Below are 25,145 nucleotides of genomic sequence, written 5' to 3'. Positions count from 1 at the left end.
CGGCGCCAAATATTGTTACTCTTCTTTCATTTGCAGTAAAACCTTCTTTCCATTTTCATTTTCTGAGTTCAATTCTATCGATTTCTCATACATTTCAATTGCTTCTGCTTTTCGATTTGCTTTTAATAAAGCTTCGCCATAACTATCAAAGGCATTAAAACTATCTGGAAATAGCATTGTATTTAATTTAAACACCTGTAAAGCCTTTTCTAGTTCTTGATTCCTTATAAGGGTATAACCCCAATCATTCAAATCATTTTCTGAGTGCTTATTTTCTATTTCTGTCTTTTTAGCTTCAATAGATAATTCAATGGCATTACCTAAAGCCTTTTCCAACAACGCATTTTGTTCTTTCTCATTTAGTGTTTCTGAGTACGCTTTAATAATTGTGTTGATGATTAGCCCAGGATTATCTTTAAATATATAATGACCACTTCCTTCGGCGATAAGTTCAACTCGATTGGGTTCAGCATCAACAAAATCTTTATGGACTTTTTTGTTTAATGCCCAATACTCGTCAGGAAAACCTCTATTAATTGGCGAAATAACATCGATCAGAGGTACGTTCGACGGAAAATCAATTTCACGTAGTTCTTTAACAGTTTCAGGATAGTTTTTGAAAAGATAATAGTTACCTAGTGTTTCAGGAGTTTTAGGAGGGGCTTCTTGAGCATCCATCATTTTAAGTGCGTCATCAGTATAAAACCCAACTAAATTTGCATCAACACGTACCACATATTTTACTTTGTCAGGATGACGTGACGCATAAAGCGTAGTATAAAATCCGCCATAGGAATGAGGAACTAGAATAATTTCATTGTTATAACCTAACTTTGCAAGACCTATTTCCAGTTCTTTAATTCCATTTAAAATTCCAAAATCCGAGTCATTTTTCAGGTTCGGATTTACCTCACTTGTTCCAAATCCGGACCGGTCGTAGGTAATTAATGTTGTACCCGTAACTTCATGAATTTTTTCTAATATGTTGTCCCAAACAGAACCGTCATTACCTGCACCAGCGTCAAAAAGAATTGGAGTTCCCTCTCCTTTCATTATTTTGAAATGCATTTTATAACCCCCAACGTCTACTAGCGTATCCAGGGTTTGAGAATGCATTGAGAGCGGTAAAAAGAAAATCATTAAAAAGTTAAAATTGAAATATTTCATTTGAACGGTAGATTAAAATTTAAAAAATGTGCAGCATTTTCATAAATAATTGGATTATTACCTAAATCCAAAACTATTCCATCAATGGATAGGTTGACTGAAAAACAAAATAGGTGTCATGAAAACTACTAAAATAAATTGAACCTTAAAATTTAATACTAATAGCGTTTTAAGAATCCTATTAATACCAAAGTATAAAGAGCTTAATTTGCGAAAAAGAAATCAGGCTCTTTTGTGGCGAAATGACTAGATTTTGGTATTAGTGGATAAGTAGTTTTTGACTGAAGAATAATAAAATTTGGAAACCGGAATTGAAATAGCTACATCTTTAAAAGAAATTGCCGCTTTATTAGAGTTGCCCACCAAACACTCAACCTTATTTGGATTTACAACAAAAGACCTATGTACCTTAAGAAGAAAAGCAAAGTCTTTTAGAATCTTCTTTAATGTACCTCGCATTAAATGTTTGGAATAATCTCCATCTTTTAAATAATGTATTTCAATATAATTATCTTGAGATTGTATATACAAAAGTTGTTTTAAATTAAAGCTAAACCCTATTGATCCGTTATCCTCTTTAATGCATAATATATCGTCCTCTGCTAAATGCGTTTTAGCGATGGGCGGATATATTTGAATAGGAAACACTGCTGTTTTTAAAAAATGAAAAATAAAAAGAATAATAGGATAAAATGGTAGTCCTAACACAAGAATGTATTCTAATAGAAAACCAAAAGTAACATACCCATCTTTTACTACTATAAAACGGTCATATAGAAATATAAATACAACACTTACCAGGGCAAGAAACACATCAAAAAGAATTAGTTTTAAATAATTGAATTTTATGTCTTTAAACCACTTTAGTAAGATTTCATACCCGATAATATAGACTATCGTACAGATGAAGCCGACACCAATTCTAACAAATGTTATATAAGGATGATCTATTATATTTTTTTCAAAAGGCTTAAGCCCGATTAAAATTATAGTTACAAAGAAGCCTAAGAAGAATGCTGAATACCAATATTTCTTTCGGTCTCCGCTTAAATAAAAGCTACGTTTATAGTTTCGCTTATAATTATCCATACAACATATTATAAATGGTCTGTTCTAATCATTGGATGGCCTTCATATTTTTTGATATAAGCTATATGTTGCACATCGCAGGTATATTGAACGTATGTTTATTATATACCAAATATAACAGTTTAATACACGTGTGATTTACACAGCTCTTAAAGAACCCTTAGTTTAACTTTCAAGCAATTGAAAGTGGAAAGCTCTCCCATAAAACGAACGTTTTTCGGATCGAATTCTACAATAATTGGGTTTAGTTAATCCCACAGCTATTTATACTTTGAAAATTTTCACTTTAGTCTAACCTAAGGCAACCGTTTAATTGTATTCAGGGAAATCAGTTTAGGACAACTTGCCATTTTTTATTAATTTGAATAGGAAAACGGGGTTACAAGATTCTCATAATTGTAAATCATAATTTGATTATCTTAAGCCAGGCAGAAGTAACTCTAAAAGACTTTTATGAAAATTAATTTTAAAATATTAACCATCTGTATTTGCTTCCAAATGCTATGTAGTGCCCAAAGTACTAAGATTGACTATGTTGATGATACCAAATTCCCAAAAGGTCGGTTAGGTACGGTAACGGAAAATATCATTAATACTATAAATGCTAATGACGGGGATAAAATAAAGAAGTTTATTGAGAATTCTTTTAATGACGAATTTCAAAATTTCGCGCCGATGGAAGCCCATCAGGGATATTTCTTGAACTTCTATAGTCAAACTGGCGGTGTAAGTTTTCATAGTATTAGAACATATAATCCAAATGATGAACAAGGAATTGTTCTCATCTTAGAAGATAAAAACTACAATTCATGGCAAAAAATAAGATTTTCATTTGTTGATGAGACTAGTTTGCTTATGAATTCTTTTCAGTTTTCTCCAGCCGAGCTTCCCAAGGATATTCTCAAGAATACTATTTCCTCTAAGGAATTGATAAAAGAAGCTAAAAAAATAGTAGATAAACTGTCGGAAAAGAATCTTTTTTCCGGAGCAATTTTAATAGCCAAAGGGAATGACATTTTGTATCAAGATTCGCGGGGAGAAGCTTCGAAGAGATTTCATATTAAAAATAATTTAGAGACCAAATTCAATCTTGGTTCGATGAACAAAATGTTCACTTCGGTTGCCATCTTACGGCTTGTTGAAGAAAAATCGATGAATTTAGATGATTTAATAAACAAGTACATAGACGAAACTTGGCTTCCCCCAGATATAACTTCCAAGGTCACAATAAGTCACTTACTTTCTCATACCAGTGGTTTAGGAAACTATTTTAATGAAAAGTTCTGGAATTCATCAAGGGCGCTATATCGAAATGTAGATGATTATAAACCCCTTGTAATCGGTAGTTCTCTAGCCTTTGAACCAGGAGAGAGATTCAGTTATAGCAATACTGGGATGCTTTTATTAGGAGCCATCATTCAAGAAGTAACCAAACAGGATTACTTTGAATATATTGAGAATAACATTTATCAACCTGCACAAATGATGAACACCGACTCTTATGAAATGGATCAACCTGTGGAAAATCTAGCTATCGGATATTCTCGGGCAGACACCAAACTTGGGTGGGAAAACAACCTTTATAAGCATGTAATAAAGGGGGGACCTGCGGGAGGAGGTTTCTCAACAGTTGGGGATCTACATAAGTTTGCGATGGCCTTGGTCAATGAAAAGTTAGTTTCAAAAAAATCTTTGAACTTACTATGGACAAGTCACTCAAATCAAGCATATGGTTACGGCTTTTCAATAAAAAACGGTGCAGGTGGCAAAGTAGTCGGACATAGTGGAGGGTTTCCCGGTATTAACTCTAACTTAGATATATTTCTTGACAGTGGTTATATTGTGGCCGTGATGTCAAATTATGACCAAGGAGCTAGTGAAATTGCCAACAAAATTAGTAATCTAATTGCGAGACTATCTAAATAAAGTTATAATAACCATGCCTTTTCGATCATTACTGACTGGTCAATTGAAATCAAGCCTATTTTGTTTGATAAAGATAAGTTCGATGTCATCACAATACTTGCACAACATAAAAAGGCTAAAAGAAAAGCCGTCATGGATAATTTTCGTAAATAATAATACTGGTCTTTGATAGATTTCAGTATTTTTTGTAGGTTTAAACCACTTCTCCTAATAAGACAAATCAAAAACTACCACCATGCGGCTCTTTCTAATACTACCAATATTCTTATTATTTGTTTCAAATGCAATTGCACAAGACCTAAAAAATTCAAAAGACTTAGGTTTTATTTCTTATCTGACCTTAATTAAGGTCGATTCAGAACATATTTTAATAGAATTGGATAATAATGAATCTAAATCAATCTATGCTAATTTAAAGCTGCAAACTGATATTCTAATCAACCAGCTTTGCACGGATATGACTAATAGAGGAGGTCTTAAACTTTACAGGGCGTTAGACGATGAGATAGATTCTAACAAGTTTACGAATGAAAGATTGGTAAAATTTGAAGACCTAATTGGCGAAATCGATAGTTTATATGGTCGGATGTATGATATGAGAAAAAACTTGGCTATAAAACAGGAACCTTATACTGGAATAGGGGATGTACTTGATATTTTTGGTTTAAAACCATATTCGGTCTATAATGACATTGCGACGGCAAGGGGCGAGAAAACTGAAAAGATTGTTGCCCAAATAAAAGAATTAAAGTTGCAGCCTTTGAAGAAACCTGAAGAAAAAAAGAAAGAAAATCTTTTAAATCTTACAGAGTTGCAAAAGATTATTGATGATTTAGACACTAAAATTATAGATTGAGATTAAAACCATTACTCCTTTTCGCTCCATAATCTTAAAATGTATCCAGTCCGCTTGTTTCATCGCATTGCTTTAAAAGTTTTATAAAAGGAACCTTTTTTGGGACAATACAATGAAACTATTTTCAGATGACTAGCTTTTTGCCTTTTAAGTACCCTTATTTTCTTGATAATTAAATTGTCAATTGTTGATAACTCAAAATTCTTCCTTTTTTAACAAAAATCAAATGGTATCATTTGAATCGTTTTGAAACCAAATGAAATTATCCAAATTTTATTTGGTTCGATTTGTACTGATTTAACATAAGTAATTGTTTACCAATATTTTGTGAATAAAAATCCTTACATAAACGAGATTTAGCACCTCTCTCCAATTACCTTTATCCAAAGAATTCTACAAAGGAAAACAAAAGCGCTTTTGTTCATTTATTAATCTTAAAAAGAAACAAATGGACACTATTTTAATCTTTGAACGACTTGATCGTTTGGAAAGGCTATTAACGGCCAATAAAGAGGTACTCACCTTCGAGGAGACCTGTGACTATACCGGAATATCAAGGAGCTATCTTTACAAACTAACGGCCTCGGGAAATATTCCGCATTCAAAGCCCAACGGTAAGATGATCTTCTTCGAGAAATGCAAACTCAACGATTGGCTTCTCCAGAACAGCAGAAAGTCGCATGCCGAAATTACCGACGATACACTTAAGTACACTTTCAAAAATAGAAGGTGATGGACTCGCTAGGTAATGGCGAACAACTTTACCATGTAAAGGACGCCAAGAAAAAGACGGTCTACGACTATACCATGGAATATTTGGAGTGTTACAACGGTCTAGTGTATGATTTCGTTGCGTCTTTAAGGACTAAAGTTAGCAAATAAATCACAGATAGAAAGTCCGCGAGGACTTTCGTAAGTAGGCGAGTAATAGCAATGAATTATACACGTTGCCATTAGTACTTTTTATTCCTAATTTGATTTCTCTTTAGTTTGATTGTTTCTCTTCTTGTTTTTGAAGTTGAAAACCGCAAAATTTTTGACAATTGTTCTAAAAAGCTTGTTGAAACTTTCGAGGGTCTATATTTGGATTTCATATGCTATTTTTCCAATTGATTTATTAATTCATTAATTCCAGATATTCTTGGGGTTATTTCTCTTTTTACTCTTTTTTTATTTAAGAAATATCCATAAATACCTATTCCGATTGTAGCTAGATTAATAAGGGCAATCAAATGTATTGGAACTTTTTCCCAAACGCTGATAGTGAATAACAACATTATTGGGTAAACTGGCAATATTCCCCAATAGAAGTATGTTTTAAGGAATTTCTTTTGCGCTTGAAGATATTCCCTGTTTTTTTTGAGATAATTGAGATAATTATTTTCTAAGTCACTAGGCTGAAACTTTTTGACACCTCGATATTTTATTATTAAATAAACTGCACAAATAATCATTAAAGCCAATGCTATTTTTGTCAGAATGAATGGAATCTTGAATAATAAAAAAGTAGATAATAAAACCCCAAATATGGCTAAAACCGTTTCTGAAAGTTCTATATAGTTCCACCATTTGTCTAAACGCTTTAAACTTGATTGTAATTCTATCATTAATTTTGATTTCTCAAATTTTATGCACTCTTGATTACTGGAAGATTGCCAGATTTTAATTAATTCATCTTCTATCATAATATTCCATTTATACAGTTAAATAATTTTGATTTAATCCGCTTGATTTTTACAGCTATGTGATTTTCAGATAACCCAAGTATGTCTGAAATTTCTCGGTATGCTATTCCCTCCAAGTACAAAGCAACTATTGCTTTGTCTCCATCATTCAATTTTTTAACACACTTTCTTAAAGCTATTATTTTTTCATCATTATTTCCATCTTCTACTTTAGAACTGATATTGATAATAGCTATGCTATCTAATCTTATAAATCGGTTTTGGTTTTTCGTGTATTTTGATTTGAAACGAAGACAAACATTTAATGCTATCCTAAACATCCAAGTATCAATAGATGAATTACCTTTAAATGAACTCATCGACTTCCAAATATTAACTAAAACCTCTTGAAACAGGTCTTTAGAATCTTCATTGTCATCTGAATAAATAGAGCAAACTCTATATAGCTTATCCTGATTTTCTTTTAAAGCTGAAAGAAATTTGGTTTTCTGTTTTTCCATTTTTAATACTTCCCTTTACTACTTTAGTTACCATAGTTCGAGAAATATGACAATTTAGAGAACATTTTTTTTAAAAAGGATGAATTTTTACGGTTTGGTAGGTATTAATGGCAACGTTCAGTATAAGAAATCGTAGGGCAGTTGATAAGCACTATCGTTTCGGTTTATTACTTAGCTAAATATAAATATTTTGCTTTTATCTTTTCTACTATAAATGCCAAATTTTATATTTAGCGGACTTTGTTAATATTAACAGACCTTTCGGTATAGCACAAATGCCCTATGTTTTTTATACCTTGTTGAACTAATCCTCGTGCCTCGGAAGCTTTTAGTTTGATTATAAAAATACATTATCTTAATGAGTTCATTAAAATCTTAGCATGATGTATTTAAAAAAAGTCAAAGACGATTTTAGAGGTCGCCTTATCAGAAGTCCCCAGATTTAAAGAACTAGCCCTTACTTTAGAAAAGAGTTTTGCCATTAATGGTAAAGCTATCAGTACACTGCGCAACTACCTGCGCTGTCTTGCACACCTGGCCATTTATTACAAATGTAGTCCAGAGGCCCTTAATGAGGAGCAAATAAACGACTATCTCTACCATTGCCAGAACCTGCACAAGACCCCTTCGGAGAGCTTTTTTAAACATACCATCTATGGGCTTCGTGCTGCCTATAAGGTTATGGGGATGGATAAAAAACGCATCAGACTTCCACAGATAAAAAGACAGAAAGACCTTCCTTTGGTACTTAACAAAAAAGAGGTTCGTGAATTATTAAAGGCTCCCAAATACTTAAAACATCGTTTGATATTAGCGATGCTCTACGGCTGTGGTCTGCGCAGCTATGAACTCTGTAATCTCTTACAAGCAGATATAGATTTTGATAGAAAGACTGTGTTTGTGAAAAAACAAAAAGGAAAGGTAGACCGTTATCTTCCCTTGAGTCCCCACCTTGCCCGTGGCCTGAAAACGTATTTCAGGACAGAAAACCCCGTAAAATATGTTTTCAATAGTCAGGTTACCAAAGACGGGGAGGCAGGCCCTCTTACCACAAGGGGCATCCAATGGGTTATCAAGGAATGCCGCTCTAAAGTAAACACCCAAAAGAAATTTACCGCACATACCCTTCGCCATTCCTATGCGACCCACTTACTGGAAGATGGGATGAATATCATGAGTCTAAAGGAACTGCTAGGCCACGCTCATATTGAAACTACCATTGTGTATTTACAGGTGTCCAATATGGGTAGCTCTATGAAGTTTAGTCCACTAGATACTTTATTTACACCCTAGTGCATCCTACATATAAGGTGGCAGATGTGCTGAATTTAGAAGTAGACCATCTGCAGGATATTACTCATAATAGTTGGAACGCGCGAGGGCTGCACGCCATACGTAAATGTCGTACTAAAGCCCTTGGCGGACATTTAGACTGGTGTATGGAGTGTAACAAGCTGCATTTACAATTTAATTCTTGTCGCAACAGGCATTGTCCTACCTGCCAAGGTCATAAGCAGCAAGAGTGGATAGCAGCCAGATCGCAAGAGCTTCTTGCTGTGCCCTATTTTCATGTAGTCTTCACATTACCAGACAGTCTTAATCCTGTGGCACTGCGCAACCCTCAGGTATTGTATAAGATTTTGTTTGATACCGTTTGGGAAACACTCACTGCCTTTGGGAACAATCCCAAGCATCTGGGCGCAAAATTGGGTATGATAGCTGTCTTGCACACCTGGGGACAGAATTTACAATTGCACCCACATTTACATTGCATAGTACCCAAGGGAGGGGTCTCAAAAGCTGGGTTTTGGAAAAAGGGAAAAGGGAAGGATAATTTTCTGTTTTCGGTAAAAGCAATAAGCAAAAAATACCGAGGACTTTTTGTGGCAAAATTACGCAAGGCATTACCAGAATTACCGCAATCCTTATATGATACACTATTCAAAAACGAGTGGGTGGTCTATGCCAAGCCTCCTTTTTGAAGGCCGGAACATGTCATTGAATATTTGGGTAGGTACACGCATAAAATAGCGATTAGCAACCACCGAATATTGAATATCAATAATGAAAAAAGCGAAGTAACTTTTAGCTTAAAAGACTATCGTAAAGGTGGCCAAAAAACAACAATGACCCTCACGAACAAGGAATTTATACGGCGTTTTCAACTCCATATACTCCCTAAAGGATTTACCCGAATACGCCATTATGGGTTTTTGAGTAGTAGTTGGAAAAAGGAGAAACTAACGCTCTTACAACTGCAAGTAGCGGATAAGGATTTATTACATATTGAAACACTTGTAAGACCAGAGAAATCGCTGCACAGGATTTGCCCTAGCTGTAAAAAAGGGGAATTAATCACCCTTTTAACCTTTGATAGCCGTGGCCCACCACAGGATTACCAAAAGACCATAAAACGTAAACTATTGAAATTCAATGTGTAAGAATGGTGCTGAAAAGTGCCCTAGCATACTACTGCCCAAAACGAAGGAAAAACAGGTAAAACCACGCAAATACTCAAAAGGAGTATGGGTTTTACAGCAAAAATTTCTTCATTATGTGGTTTTCTGCAAAAAAGAAAACTGTAGCACCATATAACAATGACCTGCTTCCTTGCCAAGGTCTAGACAAACTTCACGAATTACCCCTTATTTACAAACCCCGGATCAGTCAACAAGTCATATAGCGCTAGCCTATCGGCGCGCCATATGCTTAGTTATTAGGCAAAGTAATTTTACCGAACGTTGATTCTTTTTATTAGATTTTCCAAGTCCATATTTTGATTACTTACTACTAGAAAGTCGAATGTTTTGATTTTAGAAGTGATTACATATTGCGTGTGATAGCTAATTCTATTATCCAATTCAGTCTTATATTTTATTTTGATTATTTGAGATTTGTCCGTTTGTAGAAATCGATTTTCAAGTCGTTCATAGTCCATTCCGATTCCACCCCAATCTTGTTCCACTCTAGCACTTACCATTCCGAGGTATTGATTTGCGAGTGCTTTGTCAAGGGGCACAAATTCGCCTTGTCTTACCCAAATGTAGTCTGTATAGTTGTTTTTATCAGCGAAAACAGCAAAACCAAAAGGTGATTGTTTTAAGGTTTCAAAACTTTGAGTTATAAATTCCGCCTGTTTAGAATTTTCTACGTGTTTTAAAAGTTTGGTTTTTAGTTCGTCCGCAGTCAGTTTTTCATAAGTTTTGGGAAGCAGAACAGTTGCGTTAAGAAAATCAATTCCGAACTCTATATAATCTTCGTTATTAATTCCAGTATTTTTTTCGGTCTGATTTTTACATCCGAAAGTTATTAAAAGACTGAAAAGTATAATGTATTTCAATGATTTATAATTTTGCCTAACGCCTGAGCTATGCTTAGCGCGGAGGCAAGGAAACTTTTCGTTTCCGCCTGAGAACTAAGCTAAAGCTTATTGTTTTGATTTATTTTTTCTTGTCCAAAGCTAAATCCATTCCCGATAGCTATCGGGATTAGCGACTTGATAAATATACACAGACCTTAGCGTTTAAGACCTAAGCCCGTATTTTTTATATGTTGTGTGCCTGTTGCACAAGTTATAAAAAAACTGGGTTATGATCATTGCAGATTGAGAGATGGATCGTAACTTTAGGTATGCAGGGAAAAAAGGAATATCAGGAGAAGCTTTTCAATAATTTTCAATTAAGTAATCGGGTACCGGAGACGAATTTCTATCGTCGTTTAAAAGGCATTTTGGATTTGCGTTTCCTTTACATGCTTACCCGTCCGTATTATGGGGAAAGCGGGCAGAAGAGCATCGACCCTTTGGTATTCTTTAAGTTGTGTTTGGTAGGCTACTTGGAGAATATCATCAGTGACCGTAAGCTTATCGAGCACTGTTCGATGCGCTTGGATATACTATATTTCATTGGCTATGATATCGACGAGGAGCTACCGTGGCATTCCACGATAAGCCGTACGCGGCAATTGTACCCGGAGTCCGTTTTTGAGGAAGTCTTTACGAAGGTCCTTGCCATGTGCGTTGACAAGGGGATGGTCAGCGGCCATTCCCAGGCCATAGATTCTGCCCCTGTAAAGGCAAACGCGAGTATGGACACTTTGGAACTCAAGGTGCCTGAAGATGAACTTGACGAACACCTAAGAAAGGTACGTGCCCTTAGTTCCATGGACAGGGAAGAACCACACAGAAAGTCCAAGAACGACAAATCAGACAAGGAAGGTCGTAGCATCACGGCAAGCAACAAGGAGCTCTCCTCGATAAAGGGACGTAACAAGAAGTGGGCGAAGGACCAGGACCAACGGCCCGGTGCGGGGAACAAGGGGGCCAAGTATACCAGTAACAAGACCCATTACAGCCCAACCGACCCCGATGCCAGAATTAGCGTAAAGCCCGGCAAGGCACGCAAGCTGAACTACCTTAGCCAATTGAGCGTGGATACCGCGCACCATGTGATAACGGACATCAGGGCCTACCATGCGGACGGTAAAGACAACCAGCAATTACGGGATATTGTACAACGTTTACAAAGAAGATTATGGCAACAGGGCCTGGTATTCGAAAACTGCGTTGCGGACACCGGCTACAGTTCGGGCGAGAACTATGCCTTTTTGGAGCAAAGGGGACTTAAAAGTTTCATACCGCCCCATGGCACCTACAAGGGCGGACCCGATGGGTTCACTTATATAGAACAGGCCGACCATTACCTATGCCCACAGGACAAGGTAATACCGTTCAAAAAAGTGTTCCTAGATCATCGTACCAAGACGAAAAAGAAGGCCTACCGCGCATCGAGTAAAATCTGCAAAGGCTGCCCGCTACGCGATACATGCTTGGGCAAAGTAAATGAGAAACAGTTCTCGGTGACCTACTATCGGGAGGAATATCAACGTAATATTACCAGGGTGGAAAGCCCACAGGGAAGGTACATGAAGGGCAAACGGCAGAGTACCGTAGAACCGGTTTTCGGGACCCTCACCCAGTTCATGGGCATGCGCAAGATAAATACCATCGGGGTAAAGCAGGCGAACAAGGTAATGCACCTATCGGCCATCGCCTACAACCTTAAGAAGTACCTGAAATTCGAACAAAAACTGGTGCAAAGTGGGATGGGAACACTTGCTTTTGCAACATGGGTCAAAAGTATCCTTGATTTATCGTTAGGTGCTTCTCCAAGGTATCAAAAATTAGCTTTCCATTTCTAACGCGACAAGAAAAAAGCCCCGTAGAGCGCCTTATATGAATCTGTTTTTCTCAGGATTAATGACTTGTGCAACGGTTACTTGTGTTACCACCAGTATTCTATTTCCGCTTAAATGTTTTTGCTAACTTTTTAAATAACTCAATATTATTATCAAAATCGGCTTGAGAAGACCCGAATATCAAGTAGTAAAGTGAGTCGCTAAATAGAATAACCTGATATGCTTTCTCTTTATTTCCAGTTTTTTTGTCACTACCATCAGCAATAATTTCATAACCATTAATTCCATCTATTTCAATGGGTTCAGTAGAAATTATTTTTTTAATTACGATAGGTAGTTGTCTAATACGATTCATTGCGAAAAGCTTTTTGTCCATAATATCTACGTTGGAAAAGGCTTTTACTATAATTAATGATACTTTGTCTTTTGTCTCTGATGGAATTTTTCCATCACGATTAAATATTAATGAATTAGATATGTTTTTTGCAAAAACAATATCAGTTCCATCTGTAGATATTTCAAAGTCAACTGTGTCGAATGGATTTATCTTTTTATTAGAATCATAAACTGTACTTAATAAAGCCTTTTTAAGAACTTCATTTAAATCTTCTATATTTTGTGGAAACGTACCATTTATAAGAATTGATTCTTCTTCTGTTCCGAATGCAAGTATATATTTAGTATAAATATTTCCATAAGCGTTTTGCTCTGCTTTTAAAAGTACTGCAGGCAAACTATTCAATGTTAATTTATGTGTTTCTTTTAATGTCATACCTTGAGAAAGTAATCCTTCTTTGGTTAAACCCTTAGAAACCTCTGAGAAAGGACCAGGAATATCTAAAACCATTATACTTGAACCGCTTTGAGTTTGTTGAAAGCCTAAGAAATTTGACGCAGTTGTAAATCCATTTGGAGGCACAATACTTATTTTTGTTCCATCAACCGATTTATGTTCAGTAGATAATTGATTATTAATGTCGTTTTGACTAAAAAGAACGACCGAGTTTATTATTGTGATAGCAAGTAAAATTATTTTTTTCATATTGGTGGTAACAATGGTATAAAGCAACAAGTTACTTAATCCCTAAATATTAAACCATTTAGTAACATTCTAAAACAACATTAGAAATGGTTGTTTTAGAACCGATTAACAAGGTAGTATTTTTCTTTAGTATAGAATTATGGGAAAGCGTAATTGATGAGAATAATTACATCTTATTCTTTCAGCCTACTACTGTAAAGTAGTTTCTAAACCTTTTGTATTCAAACCTTTCACCAATAACCACAGCGGTAAAATCAGTTGAATTGCACCCATAGGCAATAACATATTCATACTAATACCGTCGCCTAAAATAGAAGCTAGAATCTCTATAAACATCAGTAGCACTGCAACTATACCAAATACTGAAAGTACTCTGGGTATTAGTTTTGTTCTGTAGAATGCAAAATATAGCACAAATACCGAGAAGCAAGAAGTCAATAAACTCAAGTAATGCGACCACCAATGTTTTTGAGAGTATATGGGTGCCATAGTCTCTAGAATACTTGTATTAACCTCAACATTAGTCACATATGCTTTGCTTAGTTCTAGCATCGCCAAAACACTGGTATTATCGATACTTATAGCAACAAAATCTAGAATGCTAAAAGCCAAATACAACACTGCCAAAGTGGTACTGTATTTTTTAAAAACCGGAAACAACAATGCTGATATAGTTATCGAAAAAAGACCACTTAAACTACCAAGTAAAACCGAAGTAATCAGTTTGTTGGCATTAGGTGCCGCAGTGATTAAAAAATCATCTGAAAATAAAATGGGTCCTTGTAAAAATTGATATATAAGAATACCCATTATAAATATGAGCAGAAATAAAAGTCCGGTTACCCTACCTACATTGTTAGTCGATTTCATGATGGTGATTTTTGATTGATTGACTATAAGACGTTTACGGCTGTAGATTGTTACAAATATGGTTGAGAAATTGAAGTTGGGGAGAGATCAGTATTAAGTAATGAGTAATGAGTACAAAGTATTAAGTATTAAGTACAGAGTATTAAAAAGTAGGAATTAACTGTGTAATAGTATTATGTATTAAGTACTAAGTACGGAGTGCTAAAAAAGTGGGGGTTGGTAAAATAGTCTTCAGTGTAGAGTAGTGCAAAAGTTCTATCAATCTATTGGAAAGCTGCATTGCGAATTTTCTGGTAACCATAAAATTTGATCGTTGGTAAATTGCGCTCTATAATCTCCGGTAAAGCCTATTACTTTCCCCTGGCAATCATATAAAACAGAAACATAGCTAACCACGGGATTACAGTTAATGTTATAGAAAACATCATCGCCCAAATAACGCGCACTTCTTATATACTCATATTCTGAAAGTGTAGCAACCCATTCATTTAACCAAACCAATTCTTCTATAGGATCTTCAACATTACAGGTTAGATTACTATCGTCATCATTGCTACAAGAATTTAAAACCAATATTAAGATTATAGAACCAATGACCTTAAATAACATACGAACTTTCATGGTTTTACTATTAGAATATACTACATAGATGCGCTATGGGTAATTGGTTGCTTCTGCTGCTTATATCTTTACTTTCAATTTATAGATTACCGATTATCTGGCAAGGCAAATGCCATTATCGATCCAGAAGGTTTTTCTTTGGTGCCGCCCACAGAGAGTGCAATGTACTGTTTGCCATCTACCGCATACGAACATACATTAGCATTATTGGCGGCCGGGAGTTCTGTTTCCCAAACCAGCTCACCTGTTTTATTATTAAAAGCCCAGAGCTTTTTATCGGCTGCGCCACTAATAAATACCAAACCACCAGCAGTTACCATTGGTCCAGATCTTGCCGATAACCCTTTTTTAGGCACTCCTTTTTCTTGTGCCTCTTCATCATCGCCTAAAGGTATTTGCCATTCATACTCTCCCGTAGAAAGATTAAGTGCGTTTAAGGTGTTCCATGGGGCATTTAAGGCAGGGTTTCCACTAGGGTCGCTCCAAGTTCTATAGGCGGTACTATTCATATACCGTACAGGAACATTTTCGCTTTTACTTTCTTGTGGTACTTCAATTAAGGGTTCTTCTTTATCATATAAAAATGCCATGATACCTCTTTCTTCCCGCGGTGTAAGTACTCCTTTAAAAGCAGGCATTTGTCCGCCGCCTTGGCGTAATTTTGATAGTGTTTCATGTTCTTCAACTCTCCCCTTTAAGGCAGACAAAGCAGGAAAAACTGGTGGCACTCCTTCCAAGTTCTGTCCATGGCATGTTGCACAGTATTTCATATAAGCAGAGCGACCATATTCATATCGAGTACTATTATCTGCCGCGAAAAATGCATTGGCATCTACAATGGTCTGTATTTCGGGTAAATTGTTGCCACGTAAATACAAATACGATGAAGTTGGATCAAAGGCGGCCCCGCCCCAATTTACTCCTCCGTTTGTACCAGGCAGCGATAATGTTCCTTTTAAATCTGGCGGAGTGAACAACCCCTCATACCGAATAGATGTAAATGTCTTTAAAATAGAATCATAATCTTGTTGCGTAAAATGATTGAGGTCATCGACCGTCATAGATTGCTTTACAAATGGCTTTGGTTTTGTGGGAAATGGTTGTGTTCTATAGGCAATTTCTCCCGGTAGGTGAGACACTGGCACTTCTCGCTCCTCAACAGGAAATATAGGTTCGCCCGTATCGCGGTTTAATACAAAAATAAATCCGTGTTTGGTTGCCTGTGCCACCGCATCTATTTCTTTTCCGTCTTGCTCTAACGTTACCAAATTTGGCGGACAGGGAAGATCATAATCCCAAATATCATGATGCACGGTTTGAAAATGCCATTTGTAATGACCCGTTGCGGCATCTAATGCCAATACGCTATTTCCATACAAATTGGCGCCTTCTCTATCGGCGCCATAATAATCGAACGTTGGTGAGCCTAGTGCCAAAAAAACCATTCCGCGTTCGTTGTCTATACTCATACCTGCCCAGCAATTGGCACCACCGGCATACTTATAGGCATCTGGCGGCCAGGTTTCATAACCAGGTTCACCTGGATGAGGAATGGTATGAAAGGTCCATACCAATGCTCCTGTTTTTACATTGTACGCACGAATATAACCTGGTGGTGAACCATAAAAATCTGATAATCTAGATCCCACAATAATCAAATCTTTATAAATACTACCAGGAGTAGTCAGAGAGACCGATATTTTATTAGGATCATCGCGAAGACCCACATTAAGGTTCACTTTTCCATTTTCACCGAACGTAGTTATCAATTTACCTGTAGTCGCATCAATCGTCATTAAATAATTTCGTGCCGAATATAGAATACGTTTATCATCGCCATCTTCCCAATAGGTTACGCCCCTACTTGTAGAACTGGGATCACCATTTTCTAAAGGATTGAAAGACCAAATTTTCTCGCCTGTTTTTGCATTAATGGCATACACCGTTTGCTTTGCCGAACTGGCATACATAATACCATCAATTATAATCGGGTTGCTTTGACTGGTAACTGGATCTGCCCCTTTGGGTACATCTGTTGTTTGAAATGTCCACACATTTTGAAGTTCCTTTACATTAGAAACATTGATTTCTGCCAATGGAGAATAGCTTGAGCTTGCCGCATCGCCTTTATAGGTCGACCAAGTTCTATTGGTATCTATTTTCTTTTCAGAATTGGTACAACTGACCATTATCAATACACCTAGGAGAGAAAATAACCCTAGGTAACCTGTGCGTTGCATCATATGTTTTAAGAATCGGGAGTTTAGATTTCTATGTTAAATTACAAAAATGGCTATGATACACGAGTAAACTTTTACTTTTTAATCTCATTAAAAAAATACCAAAATTAGAACATATCAATTTCAACCTGATTTGTCAAAACCCCTTTACCACCTGCCATTAAACTTGTAATCTCATTGTTCTTCAGCTCTAATTTCACAGTAATAGCACTTGGCGATGGTGGTGACATATATTTGCCTTGCTGAATTTTAAAAGTGGTTTTCTTTAGTTGTAAGACATCAAACAAATAACTTGCTAAAGGGCCAGCAGCCATTCCTGTGCCCGCTTCTTCCAATATACCATAGCGTGGCGCGAACATTCGGGTCGTTACATCATATGCTGTTTCGGTATCGGTCGTAAAAACATAATAGCCTATTAAATTAAACATATCGCTTATACCTTCTATAGCCTCGAAATCTGGAGTTATGTGCTCTAATATTTTCGCGTTTTTAACAGGAATCAATAAAAAAGAATTGCCCGTATTGACGACTTTAATCGGGGCATTTGGTACTAGGTCTTCTTTGGTTAGACCCAATGATTTTAGAATGTCGTCTTCTTTTTTAGCCGGGTTTACATAGGTTGGCGCTAATTGCTCCATAAAGGCTAAATCGCCCTGTATTTCTATTTTTCTGTTTCCGTCAATAGTTTCTTTTGAAGACCTGTTACTCTTTAATAATCCCAACTGTTTTAAATACGAGAAAGTCGCTATTGTGGCATGCCCACAATGTGCTATTTGCTTAGTGGGTGTGTAGAAATCTAATTTAAAATCTGCCATTTTGGAGCTGGATACAAATGCGGTTTCCGAAAGCCCTACTTTTTGTGCAATCTCTAATTTGTTTTCATGAGATAGTGCATCAGCATTCAATACAACTCCTGCAGGATTGCCGCCTTTATCATTCTCGGTAAAGGCATTTAGTATTTGTACGGTTACTTTTTTTAAATCATCCATCTTTATCTTTTTTAAGGTGTATACCAGATAGACGGCGATGATTAGAAAAAGACGTAGCTATTCTTCATTATTTTCAAAATCGAGCAATTTTCCTGTTTGGTCAGACGCCACATTTTGGCAGGATAGTAATTGAATTTTCAATAATTCCCTTGCTTTTTGAACTCTAGATTTTGTGCCTGAATATGAGATATTCAAGTGCTTGGCAAGTTCTTTTTGAGAGTACTCTTGAAAGGTGGTCAACACAATGGCTTCTTTATGCTGGGCAGACAACTCGCCTATTTTTTGATTGATACAGTTGGTCAACTTGGAATAATCAAAATCATCACCCTGTTCCTCGGGCATCTCAACATGTACCAAATCAACCGTATTTTTTGCTTTCCCTCTATAATGGTCATTAATCGTATTTCTAGTAATTTGATATACCCACGAGGTTAATTTAGAGGTATGTTGCAGCTGATGAATTTTGGTCTGTATCTTCAAAAACACCTCTTGATGAATGTCTTTTGCCTGTTGCTCGTCTTTAATTTTACCCAGAATAAAATGATACAATTCTTCATTGAGGTCTAGCCAAATGGTATTGATTTCATTATTTATCATGATGGCAAACAATTTAATTGATTGATGAACACCTATTTGCAATTTAGGGATTTATGAGGAAAGGGGTTGGGAGTTAGGAGTTAGGAGTTAGGAGAAAAAATAGTATTAAGTCGCAAGTACAATGTATTAAGTAAACAAAGTTCTAGATAACTATGGGAAAAATGTACGGTGTGTTATTCGATAAACTTATGGAGTTTAGGGGAAATAGTATGAAGTATTAAGTAAACCAAGTTCTATCTCACTGCGGAAAAGCTGCATTTCAAATTATACGGTAATCTTAGAAAGTTAGAGCTCGCTCGCCTTCCACTGGCGGGTAGATGGTTTGAAATAAAAAAGGCTTCCATAAATGGAAGCCTTTTAAGTGGAGAATACCGGATTCGAACCGGTGACCTTCCCGAAAGCTTTCGGGACGCTCTACACCAAATTATCCTCAGATCAAAACCAAAAAAAAAGCTCCCATTAATGGGAGCTCTAAGTGGAGAATACCGGATTCGAACCGGTGACCTCTTGCCTGCCAGTCTTGAAATTACAATTAGTTAAAAAATAAAATTGCGTATATACACATTAATAATTTATTTTATATAATTTAAATTAATAATTAAAACTGGAAATCATGAGAAACACTAAACAAACAAAAAAATTGAAGTTAGATAAAATGACAATTTCAAAAATCAGTAATTTAAATTCAATTATTGGTGGTACTGGATGCAATGGAGATGGTGATGGCACTGAAGATAGAACTATGGATCAAAGAACTAATAGAACTCAAGGGAAACAATAATTATAACTTGTAACAGTGCAACAAAAATAACCTGAAATATTTCAGGTTATTTTCGTTTTTACATAAAAAGGAATGAAAAAGATTTTTGCGGTTAGTTTTTTATTATTTGTTATTGCCTGTGGCAATAGGCATAATCCTATAATTTTAAATTCTCAATCCATAGTTATTATGGATAAAAACTATAATAAAAATGTAAATTTTGCTATTGAGAATTGGTTGATTAGAGGTATTCAAGAAGATACCATTCCTGGAATTAGTTTATTGAAAGCAGCTAAAAATTTGCTAAATAATAAAGATGGAGATACTGTAATTGTTGCCTTAATCGATATGCCAGTAGATATAAATCATGAAGAATTAAGTTCTCATATTTGGAAAAATAAAAATGAGGTTATAGGAAATAATTTAGATGATGATAAAAATGGGTATACTGATGATGTTAACGGTTGGAACTTTATAGGAAATTCTAAAGGGAAAAATATTGTTTTTATGAATTATGAATACACCCGTATTTTAAAGGCTTATTATGATAGTGCTAATTTGAATTCCGATATTTTACAACAATATGAAAAAGCTAAAATTGCCTTTGAGTTAAGAAAACAATATGCAATTGAAATTTTTCAAAAAGCTAAAGAAATGGATAGTCTTTTTTATCATAGCAAAAGCACTATTAAATCGTTTTTAACTGAAACAAAAATTACATCAGATAATTTAGATAGTTTAATCGATAAAAAACCAAATAATGAAAGCCTTAAAAAGGCTGTTGAATTATTTAAATCCTATCAAGAAAAAAATATAGACGATGCTTATATAGATGAAAATATATTAATGGCTAAAAATAGATTAGATATTCTTTTAAATACTGAATATAATGATAGAAAAGAAATCGGAGACGATGTAAACAATATAGATGATACCGACTATGGAAATAACATCGTCAATCATAATCTTAATTTAATGACTCATGGTACTAAAATGGCAGGCATTATTGTTTCTAACTATAATGAAGCAATATTAGAAAAAACTATGAGTAAAATAAAAATCATGCCTCTTTGTGTTTCAGGATATGGAGACGAAAATGATAAAGATATAGCCCTAGCTATTAGATATGCTGTTGATAATGGTGCTGCTATTATCAATATTAGTTCTGGAAAATACTTTTCAATGCATCAGAATTGGATTCATGATGCAATTAAATACGCCGATAATAAAAATGTTCTAATTGTTACGTCCTCTGGAAATGATGGATTAGATTTAAATTCTAAAGGAATTTATAAATATCCGAACGACTTTTCATTTTCTACAAATTCAGAAATTTCAAATAATTTTATTAGAGTTGCAGGTTCTAATTATAAAATGGACAGCACTTTTGTTCATCCCGCCACGAACTATGGAAAAACTCAGGTTGATATTTTCGCTCCTGGAGAAGAAATTTACACCACTTCTTCTTCAAAGGATGTAAAATACACATACAGCAGTGGGACTTCTGCTTCAGCAGCTGTTGTTTCAAAGTCAGCTGCCATTTTAAAATCATACTATCCCAATTTAAAGGCTTCAGATTTGAAAAAGATTCTTATGACTACAGGTGATGAGTATTATTTAAATGTAAGAATGTATGACTCCCTTGACCACAAAATTAACATTCCTTTTAAAGAGCTGTCTAAAACAGGGCGAGTAGTCAATATTTACAATGCTCTTGTACTTGCGGAATTATTATCCAAAAATAATTCAAATTAAGTCTTTTGAAAAAATTTCCATTTTTCAAACAACTCGATTCTAAAGATTGCGGGCCTACATGTTTAAAAATTGTCAGCAAACATTTTGGCAAAACTATTTCAATTCAATATTTACGCGAATTATCTGAAACAAAAAGGACTGGTTCTTCTTTATTGGGCTTGAGCATAGCTGCTGAAAAAATTGGTATTAAAACTTTGCCTGGTAAAATAAGCTATCAACAGATAGATTCAATTCCCTTACCTTGTATCTTACATTGGAATAAAAAACACTTTGTAGTTCTTTATAAAGTTAAAAAGGGTGTCTGTTATATTTCAGACCCTGCATTTGGATTACTAAAATATTCAAAAACGAAATTTCTAAATCATTGGATTGGAAATGACAGTAATACAACCACTAAAGAGGGGATTGCACTACTTTTGGAACCTACACCAAAATTTTATAAAAGTGAATTTGATGATGTAAAAGATGAACTCAATTTTAAGTTTCTCTCAAAATATCTAATTAGATATAAAAAATTTTTATTTCAATTAATTTTTGGACTTGTAGCAGGAAGTTTACTTCAATTAATATTTCCCTTTTTAACACAAAGTATCGTAGATGTAGGTATAAAAAATCAAGATATTGACTTCGTGTATCTGATTTTAGCTGCCCAATTATTTTTATTCTTGGGTAAGACCGCTGTTGAAGTTATTAGAAGTTGGATTCTATTACATTTGAGTACTCGTATAAACATATCCTTGATTTCGGACTTTTTTATAAAATTGATGAACCTGCCCATCGCTTTTTTTGACACACGGCTTACAGGTGATATATTACAACGAATTAATGACCACGAACGTGTAGAACGCCTTTTGACCTCATCCTCCTTAAATGTAATGTTCTCAGTGATTAACCTTATAATTTTCGGTTTGGTACTAGCTTACTATAACATATGGATTTTTACCATATTTCTATTGGGTAGTTTATTATACTTTGCGTGGGTGCTGATTTTTCTAAAAAAAAGAAGGGCCTTGGATTATAGAGAATTTTCGCAGGTTAGTCAAGAACAGAGCAAAGTAATAGAGCTCATTAACGGTATGCAGGAAATAAAACTTCATAACGCTGAGAAACAGTTCCGATGGGATTGGGAGCATCTTCAAGCAAGGTTATTTAAAGTTCATATAGAACGTCTATCCTTAAGCCAATACCAAGACGTTGGTTCCTGATTTATTAATGAGTTCAAGAATATATTAATTACTGTAGTCGCAGCAAAATTGGTAATCGATGGTGACATTACTTTGGGAATGTTATTAGCCATATCCTATATTGTAGGTCAACTGAACTCTCCGATTGCCGAATTGGTATTTTTTATCCGCGATGCCCAAGACGCAAAAATATCGCTGGAAAGATTATCAGAGATTCACAATAAAGAGGATGAAGAAGCACATAACACCTCAGCTGTTGGTATTCCATCCAAAATTGATTTCGCATTAGAGAATGTATCTTTTCGATATTTGGGAACAGAACAACTTGTTTTAAAAAACTTAGACCTTATTATCCCAGCCAATAAAATAACTGCCATTGTTGGAACTAGCGGGAGTGGAAAGACTACCCTTTTTAAAATTCTATGAACCCCAATCTGGAAGTATTACTGTGGGAAATATACCTTTAAATAAATTATCTCATAGAAGTTGGCGTGAAAAATGTGGCGTAGTAATGCAAGAGGGATTTATTTTCAGTAATACCATCGCCAAAAATATTGCTATCGGCGAAGAAATTATAGATAAGGAAAAATTAAGCAGAGCTGTTGATATTGCAAATATTCGTGATTTTATTGAAGAATTGCCCTTGTCTTATAATACTAAAATAGGAACAGAGGGCGTAGGTTTAAGTGTTGGTCAAAAACAACGAATTTTAATTGCCCGTGCCGTTTATAAAAACCCACATTGTCTTTTCTTTGATGAGGCTACTTCTGCTTTAGATGCTAATAATGAAAAAACAATTATGGGTAAATTACAAGGTTTTTTTCAAAACAAAACTGTAGTAATCATTGCACACCGTCTTAGCACCGTAAAAAACGCAGATCAAATTATTGTGCTGGAAAAAGGTCAAATATCAGAAGTTGGCAATCATAAAGAATTAATAAAATTAAAAGGTGCTTACTATAATTTGGTCAAGAATCAACTGGAGTTAGGAAACTAAAATGTCTGATAATCTAAATGACATAGAATTACGAAGTGAAGAGGTCAAAGATATTTTGGCCAAAGTACCCCATTGGATGATTCGTTGGGGCAGCCTTTTGTTTTTAAGTTTACTTCTTTTAGTTCTGTCTTCATCATGGTTCATCAAATACCCCGATATTATAACTGCTGAGGCTATTCTTACTACAGAAATCCAACCGCAAAAGGAATACGCCCGTATTTCTGGAATGATAGATACCATCTATGTTGTGGACAATCAATCTGTACGTAAAAATAGTGTCTTAGCAATCTTAGAGAATACGGCTAATTATGAGGATGTTTATTTTTTAAAATCAATCTTGGACACCCTCAAAATGGACAAGGAAAATGTCTCTTTTCCTTTTGATGATCTTCCAATTTTATTCTTAGGAGACATTGAGCCAGACTTTGCGCAATTTGAAAATAGTTATTTCCAATATTTGATTAATAGGGACTTAGAACCTTTCTCAAATCAGGCTAAGGCAAATGAAGTATCTATGGAAGAGTTAAATAGAAGATTGCAAAGTTTACTGGCACAACGAATTTTGGGTAGAAGTGAGTTAGAATTTAAAAAGAAAGACATTGATCGTAGCGGATCATTATTTGAAAAAGGAGTTATCTCTACACAAGAATATGAGAATAAACAATTGGAGTATTTAACTGCACAAAAAAACTATCAGAATCTTAGCATTACTATTTCGCAAATAAGGGAATCCTTAGGTAATGCAGAAAACACTTCAAAAGGAACAGAATTCAATACGGCTAGGGAAGAAATTCGGTTATTGAAAAATGTACTACAAGCTTACAATCAACTCAAAAAAGCGATTAAGGAATGGGAATTAACCTATGTTTTAAAATCAAATATCGAAGGTAAGGTTTCCTTACTAAATTACTGGAATACCAATCAGTCCGTTAATTCCGGTGATTTAGTTTTTACTATTTTACCTGAAGAGGATTCTCCTTTTATTGCCAGATTACAAACTCCAAGAGCTAATTCAGGTAAAATACGCCCTGGGCAACAAGTGAACCTTTCACTCTACGATTATCCAGAATATGAATTTGGTGTCATAAAAGGTACCGTAACACAAATTTCATCAACTTCTAACCAAGAAGGTACTTATATAGTTGATGTGTCAATCCCAAAAGAGTTAGTAAGTTCTTATGGCAAACCCATAAGCTTCAAGCAGGAAATGAAAGGAGAGGCAGATATTATAACCGAAGACCTACGTTTGTTGGAACGTTTGTTCTACCAATTTAGAGATGTACTAAGAAGGTAAATTTCTTTAATAAATTTCAATAAGATACAGTTTTAATGTTCCTAAGGCAGATGATGCAATAAAACTAAATTACCTTTCCCAAATCTTACCATAACTTACCTTGCGCTTGGTTCCTGTTGGGTTTTTGTAGTGTTCCGATAGATAAACGTTTTTCAAAAACACAATAGGGCGCATGTTACTCTATTTGCTAAATTCCCGTTCAGCACATTCCCCTCCATTTCGTAAACTCCATTTTAGTAAATAAGCTTCACTCCAATATCTTGGACACAATTACGGATTTTAAGCTCCCCATTTCATACATTATTGTATTTCTGAAGAATTCTTTTTGTCGATTAACCTTTCGTAAAAACCCGTAATTAAGTCCGCTTGAAAGGAAT

At 35.1% G+C, this 25,145-nt stretch carries 19 protein-coding genes, 1 tRNA gene and 2 pseudogenes; 10 read left to right on the top strand and 12 right to left on the bottom strand.

Features of this window, described 5'->3' with window-relative positions; genetic code table 11:
• Positions 1-15: 15 nt before the first annotated feature.
• Together ACPF9A_RS08985 and ACPF9A_RS08980 are read right to left on the bottom strand one after the other, a co-directional pair.
• Positions 16-1,053 (bottom strand): alpha/beta fold hydrolase, encoded by a 1,038-nt coding sequence (locus ACPF9A_RS08985; RefSeq protein WP_424003666.1) that lies wholly within the window; start codon positions 1,051-1,053, stop codon positions 16-18.
• Between the two features lie 360 nt (positions 1,054-1,413).
• Positions 1,414-2,256: a LytTR family transcriptional regulator DNA-binding domain-containing protein gene (locus ACPF9A_RS08980; protein WP_424003664.1), complete on the bottom strand. Its 843-nt coding sequence runs from the start codon at positions 2,254-2,256 to the stop codon at positions 1,414-1,416.
• Between the two features lie 453 nt (positions 2,257-2,709).
• Between ACPF9A_RS08980 and ACPF9A_RS08975 the strand changes: the two genes are divergently transcribed.
• The 3 genes from ACPF9A_RS08975 to ACPF9A_RS08965 all read left to right on the top strand — a co-directional run bounded on the left by ACPF9A_RS08975 (position 2,710) and on the right by ACPF9A_RS08965 (position 5,771).
• Complete coding sequence (locus ACPF9A_RS08975; protein ID WP_424003662.1) at positions 2,710-4,182, top strand: serine hydrolase domain-containing protein; 1,473 nt, start codon at positions 2,710-2,712, stop codon at positions 4,180-4,182.
• 235 nt (positions 4,183-4,417) lie between these two features.
• A complete protein-coding gene (locus ACPF9A_RS08970) occupies positions 4,418-5,038 on the top strand; it encodes a hypothetical protein (RefSeq protein ID WP_424003660.1) in 621 nt (206 codons plus the stop codon).
• A 448-nt stretch (positions 5,039-5,486) separates the two neighbouring features.
• The gene (locus ACPF9A_RS08965; protein ID WP_274824739.1) at positions 5,487-5,771 is read left to right on the top strand and encodes a helix-turn-helix transcriptional regulator; all 285 of its coding nucleotides are present in this window, start codon (positions 5,487-5,489) and stop codon (positions 5,769-5,771) included.
• Positions 5,772-6,135: 364 nt separating this feature from the next.
• Here ACPF9A_RS08965 and ACPF9A_RS08960 read toward each other — a convergent pair whose 3' ends face one another.
• Together ACPF9A_RS08960 and ACPF9A_RS08955 are read right to left on the bottom strand one after the other, a co-directional pair.
• On the bottom strand, positions 6,136-6,723 hold the full coding sequence (locus ACPF9A_RS08960; RefSeq protein ID WP_424003658.1) for a hypothetical protein: 588 nt from the start codon (positions 6,721-6,723) through the stop codon (positions 6,136-6,138).
• Positions 6,720-7,223 carry an RNA polymerase sigma factor gene (locus ACPF9A_RS08955; protein WP_424003656.1) on the bottom strand — a complete coding sequence of 168 codons (504 nt, stop codon included), beginning with the start codon at positions 7,221-7,223 and terminating at the stop codon, positions 6,720-6,722. Before ACPF9A_RS08955 ends, ACPF9A_RS08960 begins: the two co-directional genes overlap by 4 nt.
• 687 nt (positions 7,224-7,910) lie before the next feature.
• Between ACPF9A_RS08955 and ACPF9A_RS08950 the strand changes: the two genes are divergently transcribed.
• A complete protein-coding gene (locus tag ACPF9A_RS08950) occupies positions 7,911-8,516 on the top strand; it encodes a tyrosine-type recombinase/integrase (protein ID WP_423997595.1) in 606 nt (201 codons plus the stop codon).
• Positions 8,516-9,664 (top strand): annotated as a pseudogene (locus ACPF9A_RS08945) (IS91 family transposase). Before ACPF9A_RS08950 ends, ACPF9A_RS08945 begins: the two are co-directional and overlap by 1 nt.
• Positions 9,665-9,954: 290 nt before the next feature.
• Here ACPF9A_RS08945 and ACPF9A_RS08940 read toward each other — a convergent pair.
• On the bottom strand, positions 9,955-10,563 hold the full coding sequence (locus tag ACPF9A_RS08940; RefSeq protein WP_424003654.1) for a hypothetical protein: 609 nt from the start codon (positions 10,561-10,563) through the stop codon (positions 9,955-9,957).
• Positions 10,564-10,853: 290 nt separating this feature from the next.
• Here ACPF9A_RS08940 and ACPF9A_RS08935 point away from each other — a divergent pair, with 290 nt between their 5' ends.
• On the top strand, positions 10,854-12,422 hold the full coding sequence (locus ACPF9A_RS08935; protein ID WP_424003652.1) for an IS1182 family transposase: 1,569 nt from the start codon (positions 10,854-10,856) through the stop codon (positions 12,420-12,422).
• A 97-nt stretch (positions 12,423-12,519) separates the two neighbouring features.
• Here the strand turns inward: ACPF9A_RS08935 and ACPF9A_RS08930 are convergent, their stop codons facing one another.
• From ACPF9A_RS08930 to ACPF9A_RS08900, 7 genes are all read right to left on the bottom strand, one after another.
• Positions 12,520-13,461: a hypothetical protein gene (locus ACPF9A_RS08930; protein WP_424003650.1), complete on the bottom strand. Its 942-nt coding sequence runs from the start codon at positions 13,459-13,461 to the stop codon at positions 12,520-12,522.
• A gap of 189 nt (positions 13,462-13,650) precedes the next feature.
• Complete coding sequence (locus ACPF9A_RS08925; protein WP_424003648.1) at positions 13,651-14,331, bottom strand: DUF4386 domain-containing protein; 681 nt, start codon at positions 14,329-14,331, stop codon at positions 13,651-13,653.
• Between the two features lie 258 nt (positions 14,332-14,589).
• On the bottom strand, positions 14,590-14,952 hold the full coding sequence (locus tag ACPF9A_RS08920) for a hypothetical protein (protein WP_424003646.1): 363 nt from the start codon (positions 14,950-14,952) through the stop codon (positions 14,590-14,592).
• Between the two features lie 86 nt (positions 14,953-15,038).
• A complete protein-coding gene (locus ACPF9A_RS08915; RefSeq protein ID WP_424003644.1) occupies positions 15,039-17,195 on the bottom strand; it encodes a PQQ-binding-like beta-propeller repeat protein in 2,157 nt (718 codons plus the stop codon).
• Between the two features lie 104 nt (positions 17,196-17,299).
• Entirely contained in the window at positions 17,300-18,181 is an 882-nt protein-coding gene (locus tag ACPF9A_RS08910) for a PhzF family phenazine biosynthesis protein (RefSeq protein ID WP_424003642.1), read from the bottom strand.
• 57 nt (positions 18,182-18,238) lie between these two features.
• Complete coding sequence (locus ACPF9A_RS08905; protein WP_424003640.1) at positions 18,239-18,778, bottom strand: sigma-70 family RNA polymerase sigma factor; 540 nt, start codon at positions 18,776-18,778, stop codon at positions 18,239-18,241.
• Positions 18,779-19,140: 362 nt separating this feature from the next.
• Positions 19,141-19,208: transfer RNA gene (locus tag ACPF9A_RS08900), tRNA-Ser, on the bottom strand.
• 183 nt (positions 19,209-19,391) lie between these two features.
• Between ACPF9A_RS08900 and ACPF9A_RS08895 the strand changes: the two genes are divergently transcribed.
• The 4 genes and pseudogenes from ACPF9A_RS08895 to ACPF9A_RS08880 all read left to right on the top strand — a co-directional run bounded on the left by ACPF9A_RS08895 (position 19,392) and on the right by ACPF9A_RS08880 (position 24,768).
• Positions 19,392-19,559, top strand: a complete 168-nt coding sequence (locus tag ACPF9A_RS08895) for a hypothetical protein (protein ID WP_424003639.1) — start codon at positions 19,392-19,394, stop codon at positions 19,557-19,559.
• A 72-nt stretch (positions 19,560-19,631) separates the two neighbouring features.
• Positions 19,632-21,293 (top strand): S8 family serine peptidase, encoded by a 1,662-nt coding sequence (locus tag ACPF9A_RS08890; RefSeq protein WP_424003637.1) that lies wholly within the window; start codon positions 19,632-19,634, stop codon positions 21,291-21,293.
• A 5-nt stretch (positions 21,294-21,298) separates the two neighbouring features.
• Positions 21,299-23,474 (top strand): annotated as a pseudogene (locus ACPF9A_RS08885) (peptidase domain-containing ABC transporter).
• Between the two features lies 1 nt (position 23,475).
• Complete coding sequence (locus tag ACPF9A_RS08880; RefSeq protein ID WP_424003635.1) at positions 23,476-24,768, top strand: HlyD family secretion protein; 1,293 nt, start codon at positions 23,476-23,478, stop codon at positions 24,766-24,768.
• Positions 24,769-25,145: the final 377 nt, after the last annotated feature.

The organism is Maribacter sp. IgM3_T14_3 (genome assembly GCF_049603095.1).
In the GTDB taxonomy this organism is placed as follows: Bacteria; Bacteroidota; Bacteroidia; order Flavobacteriales; family Flavobacteriaceae; genus Maribacter.
Note: the sequence above shows the minus strand (reverse complement) of the source record. Positions and strands in the feature narration are given on the sequence as shown.

Excerpts from the sequence above, each read along its gene's own strand:
- ACPF9A_RS08985 (WP_424003666.1), bottom strand. The coding sequence starts at position 1,053 with ATGAAAGGAGAGGGAACTCCAATTCTTTTTGACGCTGGTGCAGGTAAT.
- ACPF9A_RS08980 (WP_424003664.1), bottom strand. The coding sequence starts at position 2,256 with ATGGATAATTATAAGCGAAACTATAAACGTAGCTTTTATTTAAGCGGA.
- ACPF9A_RS08975 (WP_424003662.1), top strand. The coding sequence starts at position 2,710 with ATGAAAATTAATTTTAAAATATTAACCATCTGTATTTGCTTCCAAATG.
- ACPF9A_RS08970 (WP_424003660.1), top strand. The coding sequence starts at position 4,418 with ATGCGGCTCTTTCTAATACTACCAATATTCTTATTATTTGTTTCAAAT.
- ACPF9A_RS08965 (WP_274824739.1), top strand. The coding sequence starts at position 5,487 with ATGGACACTATTTTAATCTTTGAACGACTTGATCGTTTGGAAAGGCTA.
- ACPF9A_RS08960 (WP_424003658.1), bottom strand. The coding sequence starts at position 6,723 with ATGATAGAAGATGAATTAATTAAAATCTGGCAATCTTCCAGTAATCAA.
- ACPF9A_RS08955 (WP_424003656.1), bottom strand. The coding sequence starts at position 7,223 with ATGGAAAAACAGAAAACCAAATTTCTTTCAGCTTTAAAAGAAAATCAG.
- ACPF9A_RS08950 (WP_423997595.1), top strand. The coding sequence starts at position 7,911 with ATGGATAAAAAACGCATCAGACTTCCACAGATAAAAAGACAGAAAGAC.
- ACPF9A_RS08935 (WP_424003652.1), top strand. The coding sequence starts at position 10,854 with ATGCAGGGAAAAAAGGAATATCAGGAGAAGCTTTTCAATAATTTTCAA.
- ACPF9A_RS08930 (WP_424003650.1), bottom strand. The coding sequence starts at position 13,461 with ATGAAAAAAATAATTTTACTTGCTATCACAATAATAAACTCGGTCGTT.
- ACPF9A_RS08925 (WP_424003648.1), bottom strand. The coding sequence starts at position 14,331 with ATGAAATCGACTAACAATGTAGGTAGGGTAACCGGACTTTTATTTCTG.
- ACPF9A_RS08920 (WP_424003646.1), bottom strand. The coding sequence starts at position 14,952 with ATGAAAGTTCGTATGTTATTTAAGGTCATTGGTTCTATAATCTTAATA.
- ACPF9A_RS08915 (WP_424003644.1), bottom strand. The coding sequence starts at position 17,195 with ATGATGCAACGCACAGGTTACCTAGGGTTATTTTCTCTCCTAGGTGTA.
- ACPF9A_RS08910 (WP_424003642.1), bottom strand. The coding sequence starts at position 18,181 with ATGGATGATTTAAAAAAAGTAACCGTACAAATACTAAATGCCTTTACC.
- ACPF9A_RS08905 (WP_424003640.1), bottom strand. The coding sequence starts at position 18,778 with ATGATAAATAATGAAATCAATACCATTTGGCTAGACCTCAATGAAGAA.
- ACPF9A_RS08895 (WP_424003639.1), top strand. The coding sequence starts at position 19,392 with ATGAGAAACACTAAACAAACAAAAAAATTGAAGTTAGATAAAATGACA.
- ACPF9A_RS08890 (WP_424003637.1), top strand. The coding sequence starts at position 19,632 with ATGAAAAAGATTTTTGCGGTTAGTTTTTTATTATTTGTTATTGCCTGT.
- ACPF9A_RS08880 (WP_424003635.1), top strand. The coding sequence starts at position 23,476 with ATGTCTGATAATCTAAATGACATAGAATTACGAAGTGAAGAGGTCAAA.